At 56.2% G+C, this 18,356-nt stretch carries 19 protein-coding genes; 9 read left to right on the top strand and 10 right to left on the bottom strand.

Translation table 11 applies throughout. From position 1 onward, the window contains the following. Nucleotides 1–23: 23 nt before the first annotated feature. Nucleotides 24–2,222: a TonB-dependent receptor gene (locus NHG65_RS19250; RefSeq protein ID WP_099062583.1), complete on the top strand. Its 2,199-nt coding sequence runs from the start codon at nt 24–26 to the stop codon at nt 2,220–2,222. A gap of 247 nt (nt 2,223–2,469) precedes the next feature. Then, nucleotides 2,470–3,540 (top strand): AI-2E family transporter, encoded by a 1,071-nt coding sequence (locus NHG65_RS19245; protein WP_099062582.1) that lies wholly within the window; start codon nt 2,470–2,472, stop codon nt 3,538–3,540. Between the two features lie 43 nt (nt 3,541–3,583). Here the strand turns inward: NHG65_RS19245 and bcp are convergent, their stop codons facing one another. Both bcp and NHG65_RS19235 read right to left on the bottom strand, forming a co-directional pair. Further along, nucleotides 3,584–4,048 carry a thioredoxin-dependent thiol peroxidase gene (gene bcp / locus NHG65_RS19240; RefSeq protein ID WP_085118108.1) on the bottom strand — a complete coding sequence of 155 codons (465 nt, stop codon included), beginning with the start codon at nt 4,046–4,048 and terminating at the stop codon, nt 3,584–3,586. Nucleotides 4,049–4,050: 2 nt separating this feature from the next. Then, the gene (locus NHG65_RS19235; RefSeq protein ID WP_207979960.1) at nt 4,051–4,656 is read right to left on the bottom strand and encodes a glycine cleavage system transcriptional repressor; all 606 of its coding nucleotides are present in this window, start codon (nt 4,654–4,656) and stop codon (nt 4,051–4,053) included. 110 nt (nt 4,657–4,766) lie between these two features. On the opposite strand from NHG65_RS19235, the gene dapA reads away from it, so the two are divergent. The 6 genes from dapA (at nt 4,767) to ypfH (ending at nt 11,455) form a co-directional block, all read left to right on the top strand. Continuing rightward, entirely contained in the window at nt 4,767–5,648 is an 882-nt protein-coding gene (dapA, locus tag NHG65_RS19230) for a 4-hydroxy-tetrahydrodipicolinate synthase (RefSeq protein WP_207979932.1), read from the top strand. A gap of 16 nt (nt 5,649–5,664) precedes the next feature. Next, the gene (bamC, locus tag NHG65_RS19225) at nt 5,665–6,717 is read left to right on the top strand and encodes an outer membrane protein assembly factor BamC (RefSeq protein ID WP_099062579.1); all 1,053 of its coding nucleotides are present in this window, start codon (nt 5,665–5,667) and stop codon (nt 6,715–6,717) included. Nucleotides 6,718–6,841: 124 nt separating this feature from the next. Further along, a complete protein-coding gene (gene purC, locus NHG65_RS19220) occupies nt 6,842–7,555 on the top strand; it encodes a phosphoribosylaminoimidazolesuccinocarboxamide synthase (RefSeq protein WP_085118101.1) in 714 nt (237 codons plus the stop codon). 165 nt (nt 7,556–7,720) lie between these two features. Further along, a complete protein-coding gene (gene ypfJ / locus NHG65_RS19215; RefSeq protein ID WP_012146218.1) occupies nt 7,721–8,587 on the top strand; it encodes a KPN_02809 family neutral zinc metallopeptidase in 867 nt (288 codons plus the stop codon). A 48-nt stretch (nt 8,588–8,635) separates the two neighbouring features. Further along, nucleotides 8,636–10,648, top strand: a complete 2,013-nt coding sequence (locus tag NHG65_RS19210; RefSeq protein ID WP_499182551.1) for a tRNA(Met) cytidine acetyltransferase TmcA — start codon at nt 8,636–8,638, stop codon at nt 10,646–10,648. A gap of 117 nt (nt 10,649–10,765) precedes the next feature. Continuing rightward, nucleotides 10,766–11,455 (top strand): esterase, encoded by a 690-nt coding sequence (ypfH, locus tag NHG65_RS19205; protein WP_099062577.1) that lies wholly within the window; start codon nt 10,766–10,768, stop codon nt 11,453–11,455. A 28-nt stretch (nt 11,456–11,483) separates the two neighbouring features. Here ypfH and NHG65_RS19200 read toward each other — a convergent pair whose 3' ends face one another. From NHG65_RS19200 to NHG65_RS19185, 4 genes are read right to left on the bottom strand one after another with little or no spacing between them, the layout of a single operon-like run. Next, entirely contained in the window at nt 11,484–11,669 is a 186-nt protein-coding gene (locus NHG65_RS19200; RefSeq protein WP_099062576.1) for a YpfN family protein, read from the bottom strand. A 2-nt stretch (nt 11,670–11,671) separates the two neighbouring features. Next, nucleotides 11,672–12,346 carry a M15 family metallopeptidase gene (locus NHG65_RS19195; RefSeq protein ID WP_099062575.1) on the bottom strand — a complete coding sequence of 225 codons (675 nt, stop codon included), beginning with the start codon at nt 12,344–12,346 and terminating at the stop codon, nt 11,672–11,674. Next, the gene (gene dapE / locus NHG65_RS19190) at nt 12,343–13,470 is read right to left on the bottom strand and encodes a succinyl-diaminopimelate desuccinylase (protein WP_112348697.1); all 1,128 of its coding nucleotides are present in this window, start codon (nt 13,468–13,470) and stop codon (nt 12,343–12,345) included. Before dapE ends, NHG65_RS19195 begins: the two co-directional genes overlap by 4 nt. Then, nucleotides 13,467–13,832 carry an ArsC family reductase gene (locus NHG65_RS19185; protein WP_085118090.1) on the bottom strand — a complete coding sequence of 122 codons (366 nt, stop codon included), beginning with the start codon at nt 13,830–13,832 and terminating at the stop codon, nt 13,467–13,469. The genes dapE and NHG65_RS19185 overlap by 4 nt, the downstream gene beginning before the upstream one ends. A gap of 228 nt (nt 13,833–14,060) precedes the next feature. On the opposite strand from NHG65_RS19185, the gene NHG65_RS19180 reads away from it, so the two are divergent. After that, nucleotides 14,061–14,486, top strand: coding sequence for a GNAT family N-acetyltransferase (locus tag NHG65_RS19180; protein WP_099062565.1), 426 nt, complete (start codon nt 14,061–14,063; stop codon nt 14,484–14,486). A gap of 103 nt (nt 14,487–14,589) precedes the next feature. Here the strand turns inward: NHG65_RS19180 and NHG65_RS19175 are convergent, their stop codons facing one another. From NHG65_RS19175 to NHG65_RS19160, 4 genes are all read right to left on the bottom strand, one after another. Beyond that, complete coding sequence (locus NHG65_RS19175; RefSeq protein WP_237520796.1) at nt 14,590–14,868, bottom strand: chorismate mutase; 279 nt, start codon at nt 14,866–14,868, stop codon at nt 14,590–14,592. A gap of 65 nt (nt 14,869–14,933) precedes the next feature. Next, a complete protein-coding gene (locus NHG65_RS19170) occupies nt 14,934–15,365 on the bottom strand; it encodes a GNAT family N-acetyltransferase (protein WP_261427918.1) in 432 nt (143 codons plus the stop codon). An 11-nt stretch (nt 15,366–15,376) separates the two neighbouring features. Beyond that, nucleotides 15,377–15,856, bottom strand: a complete 480-nt coding sequence (locus tag NHG65_RS19165; RefSeq protein ID WP_099062561.1) for a tetratricopeptide repeat protein — start codon at nt 15,854–15,856, stop codon at nt 15,377–15,379. A gap of 328 nt (nt 15,857–16,184) precedes the next feature. After that, nucleotides 16,185–18,356 carry a TonB-dependent siderophore receptor gene (locus tag NHG65_RS19160; RefSeq protein WP_499182550.1) on the bottom strand — a complete coding sequence of 724 codons (2,172 nt, stop codon included), beginning with the start codon at nt 18,354–18,356 and terminating at the stop codon, nt 16,185–16,187.

Raw genomic sequence — 18,356 nt, 5'->3', positions numbered from 1 at the left:
TTATCCTCATCTATGAGTGAATTATGCATAACACCAGTTCAACATCTTTTCCGCAGCGCTTGACGCTATTGGCGCTGGCTATCGGCGCGATTAGTCAGGGGGCGCTGGCCGCACCCACAGAGAGCAGTAAAAAAAGTCAGGAAGAAACCCTGGTGGTTGAAGCCAGCAAAGACAGCGATTTTAAAGCCGGCGGTGATGACCTGGTGCCCGCTTATCTGGATGGGCAAATTGCGCATGGCGGGCGGTTGGGGATGCTCGGCGAGCAAAAAGCCATGGACGTGCCGTTTAACGTCGTTGGCTATACCGCGAAGCTGATACAAGATCAGCAGGCGAAAACCATTGCCGATGTCATCAGCAATGACGCGGGCGTTCAGGCGGTACAGGGCTACGGTAACTTTGCCGAAACCTACCGTATTCGCGGTTTTATGCTCGATGGCGACGACATGACCATGGGCGGTCTGGCGGGAGTGGTTCCACGCCAGGTGATGGATACCCAAATGCTGGAACGCGTGGAAGTATTCAAAGGCGCCAATGCCCTGCTGAATGGCGTAGCCAGCAGCGGAGTAGGCGGTATGATCAACCTCGAACCCAAACGTGCGGAAGATACGCCAACGACCCAGGTAGGCATTGATTACACTTCTGATTCGCAAGTCGGCGGCAAGCTGGATCTGGGGCGCCGCTTTGGTGACAACAACCAGTTCGGCGCTCGCGTAAACCTGGTTCATCGCGAAGGTGAAACGGCGGTTAACGACGATAAACGTCGCACAACCCTGGCCTCCGTGGGGTTGGATTACCGTGGCGATCGTTTCCGCACCTCACTGGACTTCGGCTATCAGAAAAAGACTTTCCATGGCGGGACCATGGGGCTCAACGTCAGCGGCGTTGATTTTATTCCCGCCGTGCCGGACCCGACCAAGAACTACAGCCAGAAATGGGGCTACAGCGATATCGAAAACGAGTTCGGTATGGCGAAAGCGGAATATGACCTCACGCAAAGCTGGAAGGCTTACGTGGGATTGGGTGCACAGCATGCCCATGAAACCGGTCTTTACAGCGCACCGAAGTTGATTAACGCCGATGGTGACGCCACGGTCGGGCGCCTGGATACTAACCGCATTATCGACGCGTTCAGCGGCATGGCAGGCATTAGCGGCGAATTCAACACCTGGGACGTGTCGCATAAGGTGAACGTCGGTTACTCGGCGCAGATCAAAAGTGACAAGACCGCCTGGCGTATGTCGGCCAACAATCCCACGACCAATATTTATGACAATCACGATGTCCCGGTGCCGGATAATGCCTACTTTGGCGGCAACTACTCCGATCCGTTAACCACCGCCCGTAATCGGACTCAGGGCTGGCTATTCAGCGATACGTTGGGCTTCTTCAACGATCAATTGCTGTTTACCGCGGCGGCACGCCATCAGAAAGTGGTCGTGCGCAACTACAGTAACACCACCGGCCTGGAGGATACTTCGTCTCGCTATACCCAAAGCCGTTGGATGCCGACATTTGGCCTGGTGTATAAGCCGTGGGAAGAAGTGTCGCTGTACGCCAACCATACTGAGGCGCTGCAACCTGGTGACAACGCGCCGCAGGGGGCCAACAACTATGGTCAGAGCACCGGCATTGCCCGCTCCAAGCAAAATGAAGTGGGGGTGAAGGTCGATTTCGAGCGCGTAGGCGGCTCGCTGGCGCTGTTTGAAATCAAGAAACCTTCCGCCATCCTCAACGACAGTGGCAACTATGTGCTGGATGGTGAGCAACGTAATCGTGGCGTAGAGCTGAATGTGTTTGGTGAACCGACGTTTGGTGTGCGCCTGAACGGCAGCGCGACCTGGCTTCAACCTGAGTTGACTAAAACCCAGGGCGGCGTGAATGAAGGTAATGATGCGATTGGCGTGGCGCGTTTCTACATGGTGTTGGGTGCTGAGTATGACATCAAACCGGTTGATGGCCTGACAGCCACTGCCAAGGTGAGACACACGGGATCTCAGTACGCCGATGCGGCCAATACCAAAAAACTGGACAGCTATACGACTCTGGACCTCGGTCTGCGTTACCGCATGCGCCTGAACGAGGATAAAAACAGTATGGTATGGCGTGTCGGCGTGGATAACGTCACTAACGAGAAATACTGGTCTGGTGTAGAGAGTTATGGCACCTATCTGTTCCAGGGGCAACCGCGTACGGCTAAAGTCTCCGTAACTTACGATTTCTGATAACCACCGGCCTTAGGCCATAGCGGCGGTTTGACTCGCAGTTAAACCGCCGCTCTACCTTCCCGCATTAAATCGATAATTGTCTTTCCCCTTGTCTGTACTGACAATCGCTGGCTGGCAGATGGCTGGCATGGTACAACCATACGCCTGAAGCCCCCCGCTTTGTGCTGGGGGAGCAATAAGTTAAAAAATACTCCATCACAGGAACAGCAATGCCTGCCAGTCAAACCTCTAGGAGCACTCTCTGATGCTGGAGATGTTATTACAGTGGTACCGCCGTCGTTTTACCGATCCGCAGGCCATCGCGCTGTTGGTGATCCTGGTTGCCGGATTCCTCATTCTCTATTTTCTGCATGGCATTCTGACTCCACTGCTGGTGGCCATCGTACTGGCATATCTGCTGGAGTGGCCGACCGCACGGCTGCAGCGTATTGGTTGCTCGCGTAACTGGGCGGCGAGCATGATGATGATCATGTTTGCCGGTATTGCGATGCTGCTGGTGTTTGTGGTGGCGCCGACCGCCTGGCAACAGGGTATCAACCTGATGACCGATCTGCCGGGCATGCTCAATCAGTTCTATAACTTTGCCGCGACGCTGCCGAAGCGTTATCCGGCGCTGGTGGATGCCGGTATCATCGATATGATGGCGGAAAACCTGCGTGGGCGTTTGTCGGGCATGGGGGAGTCGGTGGTGAAATTCTCACTGGCTTCGCTGGTTGGGCTGTTGACGCTGGCGATTTACCTGATCCTGGTGCCGATGATGATGTTCTTCCTGCTGAAGGACAAAGAGCAAATGCTCAACGCGGTGCGCCGCGTGCTGCCACGGAATCGCGGGCTGGCCGGGCAGGTATGGATCGAGATGAATCAGCAAATCACCAACTATATTCGCGGCAAGGTGCTGGAGATGGTGATTGTCGGCATAGCGACCTATCTGGTGTTCGTTGTTCTGGACATGCGCTATTCATTGCTGCTGGCGGTGCTGGTCGGTGTCTCGGTGCTGATCCCCTATATCGGTGCGGTGCTGGTAACCATTCCTGTGGTGGTGGTGGCGATGTTCCAATGGGGTATCGGGGCCGACTTCTGGACGCTGATCGTCGCTTATCTGGTGGTGCAGGCGCTGGATGGCAATCTGCTGGTGCCGATCCTGTTCTCTGAGGCGGTCAACCTGCATCCGTTGGTGATTATTCTGTCGGTGATCATTTTCGGCGGGCTGTGGGGTTTCTGGGGCGTGTTCTTTGCTATCCCACTGGCGACTTTGGTGAAGGCGGTGATCCACGCCTGGCCGGACGAACTGCGGGTGGAAACGGAACAGGAATAGGCAGGAATAACGAAGCGCAGCAGGCCGCTGCGCTTCGTATAAATTATTGCTGCAGGTAACTCAGAACGATGTCGTGATGATTGGTGGTTTTGAAATCATCAAACACTTTTTCAACCTTGCCCTTGCCGTCGAGCAAGAAGCTGATGCGGTGAATGCCGTCATAGGTTTTACCCATAAAGGTTTTCTCACCCCAAACGCCAAACTGCTGTGCTACCTGGTGATCCTCATCAGATAACAACGTGAAGTTTAACAACTCTTTCTCGGCAAAACGCGACAGTTTTTCGGGTTTATCCGTGCTGATGCCCAGAACTTCGACACCCGCTTTTTTCAAGTCATCCATGTTATCCCGCAAACCGCAGGCCTGTACGGTACAGCCCGGCGTCATCGCCTTGGGATAAAAATAAACCAGTACTCGTTGTCCCTGGAAGTCGGCCAGATTAATTTCCTCACCGTCCTGGTCAGGCAAACTAAAGTTTGGCGCTGTGTCACCGGCTTTCAATGGGGTCATCACTACTCTCCATCTTTCTCATCATGCTGTGGATAGTTCACAACGCTAATACTGCCTTGTGCTTTCAATTCTGTACATAGGTGATGAAAGGCTTGCTCAATATTTGATGAATCATGATTGCCAGGGCTGTGTGCGGTGATCTGGATATGGAGCTGGGGTGGCAGGTCAGTTTCTGCCGGCTGGGTGCGCGACACCAGTTCGGCAATGTTCATCTGGCTGGAGTAAAACAGGTCGGTAAAACGTTCAATAATGTGCGGTGAATCCTTCACCTCAACCTGTACCCACACCGTGGCCGGCATCGGCGGCCTTTCGTGCGAGTTGGTGCGCTTCATCACAATCAGCAGTTCCAGCTCCGCGCCTTTTTGCGGCAGGGTGGACTCGATCAGGGTAATGGCGTTCCAACTGCCGGAAAGCAGCATGATGAAAGTGAATTCCTCACCCAGCATGGCCAGACGGCTATCTTCGATATTGCATCCGCAACTGCTGACGTGGCGGGTGATGGCATTGACGATCCCGGGGCGGTCGGTACCGAGCGCGGTAATCACGAGATAGTGTTCATCTGGCTTAGGCAAAATGGAGCTTCCTGTCGTGCACAATGGGGTTACCATGGTAAACATAAAAAAAACCGCCTGCCAAGCGCTTACAACACCGTTGTTTGCTTGCTTTTGGATAGGCAGCAAAAGTACCATGAGTGACTTGTTTGTGGAGGGGACGGCCAATGTTTACGGGAAGTATTGTTGCACTGGTTACGCCGATGGACGACACAGGTGCTGTCGATCGCGCGAGCCTAAAAAAATTGATTGATTATCATGTAGCCAGTGGAACTGCGGCTATCGTTTCCGTAGGGACTACCGGCGAGTCAGCAACGCTTGCCCATGACGAGCACGTTGACGTGGTATTGCAGACGCTGGAACTGGCCGCTGGCCGCATTCCGGTGATCGCCGGTACCGGCGCCAACGCTACCGCTGAAGCCATTTCGCTGACCCAACGCTTCGAAAACACCGGCGTAGTGGGTTGTCTGACGGTCACGCCTTACTACAATAAACCGACTCAGGAAGGGCTGTATCAGCACTTCAAGGCGATTGCCGAAAGCACCGCGCTGCCACAGATCCTCTATAACGTGCCTTCGCGCACCGGGTGTGACATGCTGCCGCCGGTGATCGCGCGTTTAGCAAAAATTAAGAATATTGTTGCTGTTAAAGAGGCAACGGGGAACTTAAGTCGTGTAAGTCAGATCCAAGTGCTGGTTGATGATGAAGATTTCATTTTGCTGAGCGGCGATGACGCCAGCGGTCTGGATTTCATGCAACTTGGCGGCAAAGGGGTGATTTCCGTGACGGCCAACGTGGCGGCGCGTGAAATGGCGCAACTTTGCGCGCTGGCAGCACAGAGTAACTTTGCTGAGGCACGCCGCTTAAATCAGCGCTTGATGCCGTTGCATCAGGATTTGTTTGTAGAAGCAAACCCGATCCCGGTGAAATGGGCCTGTAAGGCATTGGGATTGATGGCAACCGATACGATGCGTCTGCCTATGACGCCGTTGACCGACGCTGCCCGTCCGGTAGTGGAACGCGCCTTGAAAAGCGCCGGTTTGCTGTAACTCTAAGGGAAATTTGATGGTTTATTCATTGCAAAAGTCGACGGTAGCAAAAGTCGTGGGTATTTCGCTGGTGATGATGCTGGTGGGTTGTACCACCGATCAGCGTTACAAACGCCAGGTGAGCGGCGATGAGTCTTACCTCGATGCGTCGGTGCTCAAGCCACTGAACGCACCAGCCGGTATGATCCTGCCGGTGCAAAGCGGTAATTATGATGTTCCGGCCACCACGCTGAAAGGCGGCGTCGGCAAGCAACTGGATATTCGTCCGCCAGTACAGCCACTGGCCTTGCTGAGCGGTTCACGTGCGCAATATGCCGGCGACAGCGGCACGCTGCTGCTGGAAAACAGCCCGCAGAACCAGAACCTGTGGTCACGCGTGACCAGCATGCTGCAAACGAAAAACATTGCGATCGCCTCACGTCAGGACGCTACTCAGACCCTGACCACCGACTGGGTGAAGTGGAACCGTCTGGATGAAGACAACCAGTACGAAGGCCGCTACCAGATCAGCGTACAGCAGCAGGGTTACCAGCAGGCGCTGGTGGTGAAAACCGTCGGCCTGCAGCAGCAGGGTAAAACCGAGCAGATTACCGATCCGTCGGAAGTGCAGCGCTACAACGGCATGATGATGAACACTCTGGTTGAAGGCCTGGACAAGCAGGACAACCTGGCGAGCAACCAGTCTGCCAACCGTTTCGGCACGCTGGACGTGCAGAGCGGCGCAGATGATACCGGCCTGCCAATGTTGGTAGTGCGCGGTCCGTACACCGTGGTGTGGGATCGTCTGCCGGCGGCGTTGGAAAAACTGGGGATGAAAGTGGGTGACCGCAGCCGTCCGCAAGGTACCGTTGCCGTAACCTACAAATCCCTGAGCAGCAGCGATTGGGATGCGTTGGGCGTCAAGGATCCTGAGCTGAAAGAAGGCGATTACAAACTGCAGGTGGGTGACTTGAACAACCGTTCCAGCCTGCAATTTATCGATCCTAAAGGGAAGCCGTTGACCCAGTCGCAAAACGACGGGTTGGTTGCGGCATTCCAGTCAGCATTCAGTAAAACCAGCGTTAAGTAACTGAAAAGGGGCCAAGGCCCCTTTTTCTTTGATGGTTACGGTATCGTTTGCGTCGCAGATTTGGCACAATATACCCATCATTCTTGCAGCGTTTTTAAAACAATTTTTTATTGGAGTAACTAAGATGCAAAAGCTAGCTGAGCTGTATCGCGGAAAGGCAAAAACCGTCTACACCACCGAAAACCCTGATCTGTTGGTGTTGGAGTTCCGCAACGATACGTCAGCACTGGATGGTCAGCGCATTGAGCAGTTTGATCGCAAAGGCATGGTGAACAACAAGTTCAACCATTTCATCATGAGCAAACTGGAAGAAGCCGGTATCCCGACGCAAATGGAACGCCTGCTGTCAGACAACGAAGTGCTGGTGAAGAAGCTGGACATGGTGCCGGTCGAGTGTGTGATCCGCAACCGTGCCGCCGGTTCACTGGTGAAGCGTCTGGGCATTGAAGAAGGACTGGTACTGAACCCGCCGCTGTTTGACCTGTTCCTGAAAAACGATGCGATGCACGATCCAATGGTCAACGAGTCCTATTGTGAAACCTTTGGTTGGGTGAACAAAGAGCACCTGGCACGCATGCGTGAGCTGAGCTACCTGGCGAACGACGTGCTGAGCAAGCTGTTTGACGATGCCGGCCTGATCCTGGTCGACTTCAAGCTGGAGTTCGGCTTGTTCAATGGCGAAGTGGTGCTGGGTGATGAGTTCTCACCGGACGGCAGCCGCCTGTGGGACAAAAACACCCTGGACAAGATGGACAAAGACCGTTTCCGTCAGAGCCTGGGGGGCTTGATCGAAGCCTACGAAGAAGTGGCTCGCCGCATCGGCGTCAAACTCGACTAAGCGTTTTCTCGCTATACGGGGTCTCTCCGGCCCCGTCATTTTCCTGACTTTCCCCGCCGTCTGTTCCTTCTGTCTGCATTTCCAGAAAAATTCTACATTTCCTTTGCCGCTGAGCATTTATAATGATCTACGTAACATGACAAAAACCTAATCTGGAGTTTACATATGCGTTGGCAAGGGCGTCGGGAAAGTGACAATGTTGAGGATCGTCGCGGGCAGTCTTCAGGTCTGGGTGGCGGTGGCGGCGGTTTCCGCGTGCCTCGCGGCAAGGGCGGTATCGCCATTCTGGTGGTGGTGCTGGTGGCCGGCTATTACGGCATCGATCTTTCGCCGCTGTTGAACGGTGGGGACGTTAGCCCACAAACTCAACAACAAAGCGCCAGCATCAGTCCAAAAGACGATGAACTGGCTAAATTTACCTCGGTGGTGCTGGCCTCTACCGAAGATAACTGGAAAGAAGTTTTCCAGCGCATGGGCAAAACCTACCAGCCACCCAAACTGGTGATGTATCGCGGCGTAACGCGCACCAGTTGTGGCACCGGTCAGGCGGCGATGGGGCCTTTCTACTGCCCGGGCGATAAAACGGTGTATATCGACCTGTCGTTCTATCAGGATATGAAAACCAAACTGGGGGCCGGCGGTGACTTTGCCCAGGCCTATGTGGTGGCGCACGAAGTGGGCCACCATGTGCAGAACCTGCTGGGCATTGAGCCTAAAGTGCGTCAGATGCAGCAGGGTGCCAGCCAGGCGGAAGTGAATCGTCTGTCGGTGAAAATGGAACTGCAGGCGGACTGCTTTGCCGGCGTTTGGGGCAAATATGCCGAGAAGCAACAGATGTTGGAAGAGGGCGACTTGCAGGCGGCGTTGAACGCTGCGCAGGCGATCGGCGACGACCGTTTGCAGCAACAGGGCCAGGGACGAGTGGTGCCGGACAGTTTCACTCACGGTACCTCGCAGCAGCGCTACACCTGGTTTAAACAGGGTTTTGATAGCGGTGATCCTAATACCTGCAACACCTTCGCTTCCCGTTAACATGCATGCCGGAGCCTGACTCCGGCATTTTTTTAGGTCTGGATCCTGATGTTACAGGCAATGCAACAACTTATGCAGCAGCAGGGCATCAGGCGCCTGCTGGTGCTCAGTGGCGAGCCGCAATGGTGTCGCCAGCAAGCACAACGGCTGGCGACCACCCTGCCGGGCGACTGGCCGTGGGTGGGAGAAAATCCGCCGCCTGCTATGCCGTCACTGGCCAGTGGTGCGGTACGGACATTGCTGGGGCAGGAGCGGTTGCATGCGGTGTTTGATGCGACCCGCGGCCTGGATGTCGAAGCGCTGGCCGCGCTGGCCGGTACCCTGCGCGCCGGCAGTTGGTTGTTGTTGCTGACACCACCATGGCAACAATGGCATCAGCAGCCGGACCACGACAGCCTGCGCTGGAGCGATTGCCCGCAGCCGATCATGACCCCTAATTTCATTCACCATCTACAGCAACACCTGGCGGCGGACAACGAAGTCACGCTCTGGCGAGAGGATGAGCCGCTGACTTTGGCACCCTTGCCAATACGCCCGCAGTGGCAAGCGCCGGATGGCCAGCCGACTCCCGAGCAGCAAAGGTTGCTGGCACAATTACTCGGCGCTGAGTCAGGCATTTGGGTGCTGACCGCTGCCCGTGGGCGCGGCAAGTCAACGGTGGCGGGTATGCTGGTGGCGAACACGCCGCTCACCTGCTGGATCACCGGGCCCAGCCGAGCGGCTACCGAGGTCGCTGGTGAATGGGCGCAGGGCCGCGCACAATTTTGGGCACCGGACGCGTTGTTGGCCCATTGTCGCGAACATGACGTCAGCGACGTGGGCTGGCTGCTGGTGGACGAAGCGGCGGCGATCCCCGGCCCGTTGCTGCAACAGCTGGTTAGCCATTTCCCCCGCGTTTTGCTGACCACCACGGTACAGGGCTATGAAGGCACCGGTCGGGGGTTTTTACTGAAGTTTTGCGCGGGGTTGCCTGAGTTTCAGTCGCTGAGGTTACAGCAGCCCATGCGTTGGGCGCAGGGCGATGCGTTGGAACGTATCGTCGATAACGCGCTGTTGTTCAACGAACTGCCACTCTGGCCGGCGACGAATAAACCCGTCAGTATCAGCGAGACAGAACAAGGAGCGCTGTGTGCCGACCCTCAAGGGTTAATGCGTTTTTACGCCCTGTTAAGCAGCGCCCATTACCGCACTTCACCGCTTGATTTACGGCGGTTGATGGACGCGCCCGGCATGCATTTTGGCGTGGCGCAGGTTGAAGATGAAGTCATCGGCGCACTGTGGCTGGTGGAGGAAGGCGGCCTGAGCGCCGAACTGGCACACGAAGTCTGGGCCGGGCGGCGGCGACCGCGCGGCAACCTGGTGGCACAGTCGCTGGCGGCACATGGCGGGCAGTGGTGGGCACCGACGCTGCGTTCACGGCGCATTACCCGCATTGCGGTATTACCGGCTTTGCGTCAGCAGGGCATTGCCCGCAGTCTGATCGTACAGCAACGTCGGCAAACGCAGGGGCTGGATTACCTCTCGGTCAGCTTTGGTTACACCGAGTCGCTGTGGCGCTTTTGGCAATCCTGTGGTTTTGAACTGGTGCGCATCGGCAGCAAAACGGAAGCCAGCAGCGGTTGTTACACCGCCATGGCCATCCTGCCGCTAAGTGAGCAGGGTGAGGCGCTGCGGCATGCGGCGCATAAGCATCTGGCGCGTGACTGGCGCTGGCTGCAGCCGCGTATTGATCTGCAACTGGAAATCACCGGTGACGACGGCGATATCCAGTTGGGTGAGGATGACTGGCGCGAACTTGCCGGGTTCGCCTTCGCCCATCGGCCGCTTGAGGCCAGCCTGGGGGCGCTACAACGTTTACTGCTAGCCAGTCCTTTGCCGCTGCCCGCACTGCGTCAGCATCTGCAACAGCAAACGACGCCGGCGGGCTGCGTGGCGTTGCTTGGCTTCAGCGGCCAGAAGGCTTTGCTACGCCGCTGGCGGCAGGAGGCGGGGTTAGCGCTTGAGCAACTTGATGCCCAGCACTGCCTGCGCTGGCACAATTGGTCGCAATCGTTGGAATAAATTGAAGATGTTGCTCAATAAAACCCGATTTTCCTGAATTCTCAGCGGCGTATAGTAGTTGACAGGAACCCGGGCAACTGGCGCCGGGCAGAATTTGATCAATACGAGGAGTCACCGATGAAACATGAGCATTTTGTTGTACAGAGCCCGGCAACCCCGGCTGCGCAGCTGATCCTGCTGTTTCACGGTGTTGGCGATACCCCAGAGGCGATGGGCGAGATTGGCAGCTATTTTGCCAAAGACTTCCCGCAGGCGCTGGTGGTCAGCATTGGTGGCCCTTTTGCCTTCGGTAACGGCAGCGGCCGTCAGTGGTTTTCGGTGCAGGGTGTGACCGAAGAAAACCGCGCCGAGCGCATTGCTGAAGTGATGCCACAGTTTGTCGAAACTGTGCGTTACTGGCAGAAACAGAGCGGCGTGAATGATGCCGGCACCGCACTGGTCGGTTTTTCTCAGGGCTCAATCATGGCGCTGGAAGCCTTGAAGGCAGAACCCAGACTGGCCGGCCGGGTAGTGGCTTTCAGCGGACGTTTTGCCAGCCTGCCGGAGCGGGCGTTCGGTGATTGCGTGGTGCACTTGATCCACGGCGAACAGGATGCGGTGATTGCGGTGCAACATGCCAGAGCGGCGGCAGAACAGCTGCAGGCTATTGGCGTCGATTTCACGCTGGACGTGGAAGAAGACGTGGGGCACGCCATCAATCAGGGCATGATGAACGATGCCCTCGAACGGCTGCATTACTACGTGCCTCAGCGCTACTGGGATGAAGCGATGTTCGGCAAACGCGGCGATTTGATCGCTTTTAAATAAACTTCAGGGCGCTAAATGCGCCCTGATATCATTTCTTCTTCGGCCAGTCGTCGTCGTTATCCCACTCGGCGTTGTTATCGCGGTGCGGTGGCAGCTCCGGCTTATCGGCCAGATAGCGTTTGACGTCAACGCGGCGCAGCTCTTTGATCCCACTGATAATCATGCCGAATAAAATCAGCAGGATGATCCACCAGTAGTCAGCTAACCATTCCATATTTACTCCTTTCCTTCAGGGCGTATAAAACGCGAAAATATCGATGGCAAATGCTCTTCAAGCCATTGGGCACCAGCAACGTCCTTATTTTTCCAGGCTGCCAGCAGCAGCGCCGGCGTCAGCAGATGCTCGGCTTCACGCGCCAGTGGCCGGTAACTCAGATGCCAGGGTTCTACCGCCACACCGTCACCTTCTTCGGTGAACGGACGGTAAAAGCCAAATTCAGCCATATGCGCCGTCATCCACTGATTGAGCGGATAAAAGTAGCCGCCATGCTGGTATTCCCAGGGCTCCAACTGCAACTTTTGCCCTGCCGGTAACAGTGAGGGATCGTAGACGTCGAGGTCACTGCCCCAGTGATGGCGGCTGGCACCGGGCAAAGCCGACCAACGCAAGATTGCCTCACAGCGCTCGGCGGCGGACAGTGGCGTGATGTCGATCGGTCGACTGTCCTTATCTAATACTGGGCGCTGCCCGCAGAATTTTCCATTCCAGATCGCCTGTTGACGATCAAAATCACGAAATGTGCTGGCGGGCTGGAGATCGAACCCGGCCGCAAGTGCCGCCTGTTGCATGGCGAGGAACGCGGCCACGGCGGCGGGCTGCAACCGGTGGTTACCGCAGAGCGGTACCAGATGATCGGTTGAGCGCCCGGTCAGCATTTCTGGCGTGATCATGCGACCAGTTGCTCCATGATGCGCTGGTACATGCGGCTGAGCAGCTGCAAGTCGGCAGCGTGTACGCATTCGTTGACCTTATGGATCGTCGCGTTGACCGGCCCCAGTTCAACCACTTGCGCGCCCATCTGGGCGATAAAACGACCGTCTGAGGTGCCCCCGGTGGTCAGCAACTGTGGCGTCAGCTCAGAATAGTGTTCGACGGCGTTAACCACCGCATCCACCAGTGCGCCGCGTGCGGTCAGAAACGGCTGGCCCGACAGGCGCCATTCGATGCTGTAGTTCAACTGGTGGCGCTCGAGCAGTTCTTCCACGCGTTGTTTGATGGTTGCGTCAGTCGATTCAGTGCTGAAACGGAAGTTGAACTGGACGAACATCTCGCCTGGGATCACGTTGTTGCTGCCGGTACCGGCCTGCACGTTAGCGATCTGCATGCTGGTCGGCGGGAAGAATTCATTGCCGCGATCCCACTCGGTCGCCACCAATTCATTCAGTGCCGGCATGGCACGGTGTACCGGGTTATCCGCCAGATGCGGATAGGCGACATGGCCCTGAATACCGTGAATGTGCAGGTTGGCGGTGATCGAGCCGCGACGGCCGTTCTTTACCACGTCCCCGACACGTTCGGTACTGGACGGCTCGCCGACCAGACAATAATCCAGGCGCTCATTGCGCGCCATCAGCGCCTCTACCACCTTCACCGTACCATGGGTAGCACTGGCTTCTTCATCGGAGGTGATCAGGAAGGCCAGACGACCCTGATGCTGCGGGTTGGCTGCCACAAAACGCTCAGCCGCCACGACCATCGCGGCCAGTGAACCTTTCATGTCTGCCGCGCCACGGCCATACAGCATGCCGTCGCGGATGGTTGGTTCAAACGGCGGGTTGTCCCAGCGTTTTTCGTCGCCGGTCGGTACCACGTCGGTGTGGCCGGCAAACGCCAGCGTTTGGCCTTCGCCACGCCAGGCCCAGAAATTCAGGGTATCGCCGAACGGCATGGGCTCAACGGTAAAACCAATGGCTTCCAGACGCTCAATCATCAGTGCCTGGCAGCCTTCATCGTGCGGGCTGAGCGACGGGCGTTTAATCAACTGTTGAGCCAGTTCGATAACCGGGCAAATCATGCTGCCACCTCGGAAATAAATTGCTGGTAGCCTTCGGCACTGAAGCCGAGCAGGGCGTGTCCGTTGCCGTCGTCCAGCAGTGGGCGTTTGATGATTGCCGGCTGAGCCAGCATCAGCGCGATGGCCGCATCGGCATTGTCGCAGGCGGTGCGCTGCGCTTCATCCAGTTTGCGCCAGGTGGTACCGCGGGTATTCAGCAGCGGTTCCCAGCCCAGGCGTTCGACAAAACCGCGCAGCTGCTGTTCGTCCAGCCCGTCGGCGCGGTAGTCGTGAAATTGATAAGCCACACCCTGTTCTTCCAGCCAGCGGCGTGCTTTTTTGATGGTGTCACAATTTTTGATGCCGTACATGGTCAACGTCATGGAGTAAGAACCTTCTCTGCAACCCAACACCGGCGCGCTGCCGGTGGTAAACCGCCGGTGGCGGTGAAATGAAAGCCAGCGACCAGCATGCCGAAAAATGGCGGGGAGTTCCACCGTACAATGGTCTGAAAGGCAGGGGAAAGCTGAAAAAATACCGATCGCGTTTATTGCGTTGCTTTTTTGCTAATCTCACTGTGCTACTCAGTAACCCTACATAAGAAGAAGATCATGGAAAATTACCGAATCGAAGTCACCGAAAGCGCCATCGACGAAATAGAAGCGCTGATTGCAGAAGGGCTGAATCAATATAACGATGAAGTGACCGGCACCAACGATCGTCGCCCGTTAGCGGTAGTGGTGAGAGACCCGATCAGCGGCGAAGTGCTGGGCGGTATTAGCGGGCGTTCATCGTTGGGTATGTTGTTTGTCGATCTGTTTTATCTGCCAAAATCGCTGCGTGGTTCAGGGCTGGGCAGTGAGTTGCTGCGTCGCTTTGAGCTGGAAGGGCGACGCAGGGGCTGCGTTTCCGCCGTGCTGTACACCATCAGCTTTCAGGCACCGAAGTTTTATGAGTTGAACGGCTGGACGAGCTTTGGCGAAGTGCCCTGTCTGCCGGCAGGTACCAGCAGGATCTTTATGATGAAGACGTTGTAGATTACTGGCCAGAAATCATTCTCTGGCCTGACGTAATTTATAACTCAGGCTTTTTTTCACCATCGGCCATTCGTGGTCGATGATGGAAAAACCACCGATAAATTCACTTTTCGCCCTGATCCTGGGACCAATGTTTCATTTCTTCGCTGATAAAATAATTAACCAGATCGCGATACATTTTTTCTATCACCTCCGGGCTTAAACCTTGCTCATCGGCCCAGACTCGTCTTTGCAGCAGCATGGCCTCAAAGCGTTCTTTGGCGCGTACCGCATCGGGGCTGGTCTTGAATTTGGCCGCAGCCTTCACGTAGGCGAAGCGTTGGGCGATCAGCTTGATAATGCTTTCGTCCATCATGTCTATTTCAGCGCGAATATCATTCATGTTCGCACAGTCCTGCGGAGACAGCCGGTTTTCAATAAGCAATGGGGAGTTCCTGTAAGGTTTTTTCAGCGTATATAACCATTTTGCTGCAGTCGCTCTAAAGCCGCGCTATCGGCATAGACCATGCCGGTGGTCAGCTCACGGAAGTGGTATTTTTTGTAGAACTCCAGCTTGTCGGGCACCGAGTAGATAAACACTTTGCCGAGCGGGGCCAGATCCTGCATGACCCGATCCATCAGTTGACGTCCCAACCCCTGGCCCTGAAAGTCTGGATGCAGAGCCACGTCGGCCAGATAGGCAACTGAAGTCATATCGCTAATAGCGTGGGCGGTGGCGATCAGCCGGCCATCCAGGTAGCCCCAGTAGCAAAATTGGCTGTGCTGATAAACGCGCTGGAGGACCTGCGAGTCACGCTGGCCCAATCCGGCGGCTTCCAGTAGCCCGGCCAACTGTAGCCAGTCGACGCCGTAGCGGTTCGGGTCGGTCACGATTTCCATGTTGACCTCGCTTAGCCAATCCGGTCCAGATCGGCGGCGTATTGACGGATCGCACGCTGGTAGCTGCTGATGTCGCTATGCGAAGAGGTTTCAGCCAGCAGCAACAGCAAATCCGCGACCGCTTGTTTGGTTTCACCCAGGTTGTACAGCGTCATGGCGCGGAACAGGGTAAGTTCTTTGGCCTGTGGGAACTCGCTCAGCCCTTCGTCGAAGGCGGCCAGCGATTGTTGATACAGGCCGAGCGCCCGGTAGGTACTGCCCAGGCCAAGCCAGGCTTCCTGGCGTTGCGTTGCCGACAAATTGCGCGCCAGTGCCGCGAGGTAACTGGGGATCGCCTGCTGCTCAAAGCCCTGAACGTCATACAGGCAAGCCAATTGGTAGTGCAGGGCGGCGTCTTCCGGTTGTTGCAGTAACTGTTGTTGCGCCAGTTCGGTCGCTTCCTGATAGCGGCCCAACTCTTTCAATTGTTCGATGGTCAGCGTAGGGGACATCACATGGCCTTAGGTGAGTAGGGTTTTTGTACCTTTTGCACGCTACTACGGAAGAATTCATCGCACAAGGGGTATAGGCATTGCTGAGGGAAGGTTGGCCCCGAGATCCGGGGCCAGTTTTTGCTGTCAAAGTTGTCTTTTAGCCCTAGATACCCGGGCCTAGCGCACCGAGGGGCCATTATGGGACACATCCTTGTGTCCCACCCTGCGGGCCGACTGGAAGTCGTTCCAACTTGTTCCCGACAAGTTGGTCGGCAGCTAAAGCTGCTACGACCCCTTCGGCACGCTCCCCCTAATAACTGGATTTTCAACGGGTTACTGTAGATAATCAGAACTCGTGTTTGAGCGTCAGCATGAAGTTACGCGGCTCGCCATAGTTGCGGGTACTGTAGAAATTAACCTGTGAGTAGTATTTCTGGTCGAAAACGTTGTTCAGGTTAAGTTGCACCGCAGTTTGCGGCGTCAGCCTGTAACGCGCCATCGCATCGACCAGAACGTAAGACCCTTGTTCGGCTTTGCGATTGACCATTTCACCGTTATTGGCCCCGCTAACGTTGGCGTAAACCTTGCTCTGCCAGCGTGCGCCGCCGCCCAGCGTCAGGTCGCGCAAGGCACCCGTCAGTTGGTAGGTGGTGAACAGGTTGATGCGGGTACGCGGCTGCTCGGTGTTGAGATCGACCTTATCCTTGTCCTTCAATGAGAAGTGGGTAATGCCAAACTGCGCGTTCCAGCCCTGAGCCAGCTCGCCGTTCAGTTCGAACTCAACGCCTTTGCTGGTGGCGCCCTGGCTCTCATGATAGGTCTGCTGCAGCCAGTCCAGATTGCTGGTGTCTTCGTCCAGCACACCCAGATTGTCCTGCGTGATGCGGAATGCCGACAGCGACAGGTTGAGCCGGTCATTGAGTAACGCAGCTTTAATGCCTACTTCCTTATTCACCCCTTCGATCGGCGCCAGGTAGTGACCGCTGCTGTCGAGATAGTTCTGATCCTTGAAGATGTTGGTGTAGCTGGCATAGGCAGAGACCTGATCGGTCAGCTTATAGACCGTGCCAACGAATGGGGTGACTTTGTTCGCGGTGCTGGTGGTGGTGTTTTTAAAGCTGTTGAAGCGAGCGCCGAGTATCAGATCCAGACGGTCGGTGACCGAAAAGTCAGCACTGCTGTAGAAGCCGATTTGCCGCGTACGGTAATCCATTTGCGGCATTTTGTCTGACCACTCGGGTTCGCCCAGGCCGCCGTTCCAATCCAGCAGGCTGCCGTTAAACAGTTGTGAGGTGCTGGCGCTACGATAGGTGCTGTAGCTGTGTTGCCAGGCAGAGGAACTGCCCACCACAAATTTGTGATTGCGGCCCAGCAGGTCGAAATCACCGTTCAGCTTCAGGTCTACCGCATGTTGATCCCGGTAGCCTTCATAGCGCCCGGCATAAGGGCTGGAAGGTTTCACCGCCCAGGTATCCGGATCAATCAGCCCGCCAAGACTCATCGCCATTTTGGCATCGAAGACCTGCCGACTGTGGGTGTAGTTGGCCACGCCTTTCCAACTGTTCTCGAACTGGTGCTCCAGCGTAGCGAACTGAGTACTGAGCGTGGTGTCCCAGCTCGACCAGTCAGAAGCGCCGCTATAATGGCGATCCCAATTGATCTCGCTGCCGTCGCTGAACCAGCCGGTTGGCAGGGCACCGCCCCAGGTGGAGGCTTTAGGCCGGTTTTGCTGATAATCCGCCCCCAGGCGCAGCAAGGTCTCGCTACTCAGATCGGCTTCCAGCGTGCCGTAAATCACCCCTTTGCGTTCCTGATGCCTGTCCATAAACGAGTGGCTGCGCTCGCCGGCGGCGGCGATGCGCACCCTGACGGTGCCTTCGTCATTGAGCGGTGTGCCGACATCGACCGTGGTGCGGTAGTGATCCCAGGAACCGGCGGAGAGTTCGACGCGGGCAAAAGGAGAAAGGCTGGAAGCCTTCTTTCTGACCAGGTTGATGGCCGCGCCCGGATTACCGACGCCGTTCAGCAGGCCGGCGGCCCCCCTGACGATCTCGACGTGATCCAGCGTGATCGAGTCAATTTCCGACTCACCGCCGGAATAACCTGAATCAAAGAAGGTGGGAACACCGTCATATTGATAGTTATCGACGCTAAAACCGCGGTAATTGAACGAGGAGCGTTCGCTGTCGTAGTTGCTCTCACTGACACCGGTGGACCAGCGCAGGATATCCTTTAGCGAATAAGCATTGATATCGTCAATTTGCTGGCGGGTGATAACCGCGACCGACTGCGGCGTATTCTTGATACTCAGCGGCAAGCCGGTGGCAGTGCTCATCTGACTGGTGGTGTAGGAACCGGTGTTTTCAGTGCTGCCGTCCTCGCTTAAGGGCGAAGCGACCACCTCCAGGGTTTCTTCTTTCTGTGGGCGGGGAGCCTGCCCGGTTCCCGCCGCCTGTACCACCATGACCGGCAGGCACAGCAGTACCCCGCCGGAAAGGCGGATCATAAAACTAGCCAT

It is taken from the genome of Serratia myotis (genome assembly GCF_027474885.1).
GTDB classification, from domain to species: domain Bacteria; phylum Pseudomonadota; class Gammaproteobacteria; order Enterobacterales; family Enterobacteriaceae; genus Serratia; species Serratia proteamaculans.
The sequence above is the reverse complement of the archived record's forward strand: the minus strand, read 5'-3'. Positions and strand labels throughout refer to the sequence as shown.

Excerpts from the sequence above, each read along its gene's own strand:
- NHG65_RS19250 (WP_099062583.1), top strand. The coding sequence starts at position 24 with ATGCATAACACCAGTTCAACATCTTTTCCGCAGCGCTTGACGCTATTG.
- NHG65_RS19245 (WP_099062582.1), top strand. The coding sequence starts at position 2,470 with ATGCTGGAGATGTTATTACAGTGGTACCGCCGTCGTTTTACCGATCCG.
- bcp (WP_085118108.1), bottom strand. The coding sequence starts at position 4,048 with ATGACCCCATTGAAAGCCGGTGACACAGCGCCAAACTTTAGTTTGCCT.
- NHG65_RS19235 (WP_207979960.1), bottom strand. The coding sequence starts at position 4,656 with ATGGTAACCCCATTGTGCACGACAGGAAGCTCCATTTTGCCTAAGCCA.
- dapA (WP_207979932.1), top strand. The coding sequence starts at position 4,767 with ATGTTTACGGGAAGTATTGTTGCACTGGTTACGCCGATGGACGACACA.
- bamC (WP_099062579.1), top strand. The coding sequence starts at position 5,665 with ATGGTTTATTCATTGCAAAAGTCGACGGTAGCAAAAGTCGTGGGTATT.
- purC (WP_085118101.1), top strand. The coding sequence starts at position 6,842 with ATGCAAAAGCTAGCTGAGCTGTATCGCGGAAAGGCAAAAACCGTCTAC.
- ypfJ (WP_012146218.1), top strand. The coding sequence starts at position 7,721 with ATGCGTTGGCAAGGGCGTCGGGAAAGTGACAATGTTGAGGATCGTCGC.
- NHG65_RS19210 (WP_499182551.1), top strand. The coding sequence starts at position 8,636 with ATGTTACAGGCAATGCAACAACTTATGCAGCAGCAGGGCATCAGGCGC.
- ypfH (WP_099062577.1), top strand. The coding sequence starts at position 10,766 with ATGAAACATGAGCATTTTGTTGTACAGAGCCCGGCAACCCCGGCTGCG.
- NHG65_RS19200 (WP_099062576.1), bottom strand. The coding sequence starts at position 11,669 with ATGGAATGGTTAGCTGACTACTGGTGGATCATCCTGCTGATTTTATTC.
- NHG65_RS19195 (WP_099062575.1), bottom strand. The coding sequence starts at position 12,346 with ATGATCACGCCAGAAATGCTGACCGGGCGCTCAACCGATCATCTGGTA.
- dapE (WP_112348697.1), bottom strand. The coding sequence starts at position 13,470 with ATGATTTGCCCGGTTATCGAACTGGCTCAACAGTTGATTAAACGCCCG.
- NHG65_RS19185 (WP_085118090.1), bottom strand. The coding sequence starts at position 13,832 with ATGACGTTGACCATGTACGGCATCAAAAATTGTGACACCATCAAAAAA.
- NHG65_RS19180 (WP_099062565.1), top strand. The coding sequence starts at position 14,061 with ATGGAAAATTACCGAATCGAAGTCACCGAAAGCGCCATCGACGAAATA.
- NHG65_RS19175 (WP_237520796.1), bottom strand. The coding sequence starts at position 14,868 with ATGAATGATATTCGCGCTGAAATAGACATGATGGACGAAAGCATTATC.
- NHG65_RS19170 (WP_261427918.1), bottom strand. The coding sequence starts at position 15,365 with ATGGAAATCGTGACCGACCCGAACCGCTACGGCGTCGACTGGCTACAG.
- NHG65_RS19165 (WP_099062561.1), bottom strand. The coding sequence starts at position 15,856 with ATGTCCCCTACGCTGACCATCGAACAATTGAAAGAGTTGGGCCGCTAT.
- NHG65_RS19160 (WP_499182550.1), bottom strand. The coding sequence starts at position 18,356 with ATGGCTAGTTTTATGATCCGCCTTTCCGGCGGGGTACTGCTGTGCCTG.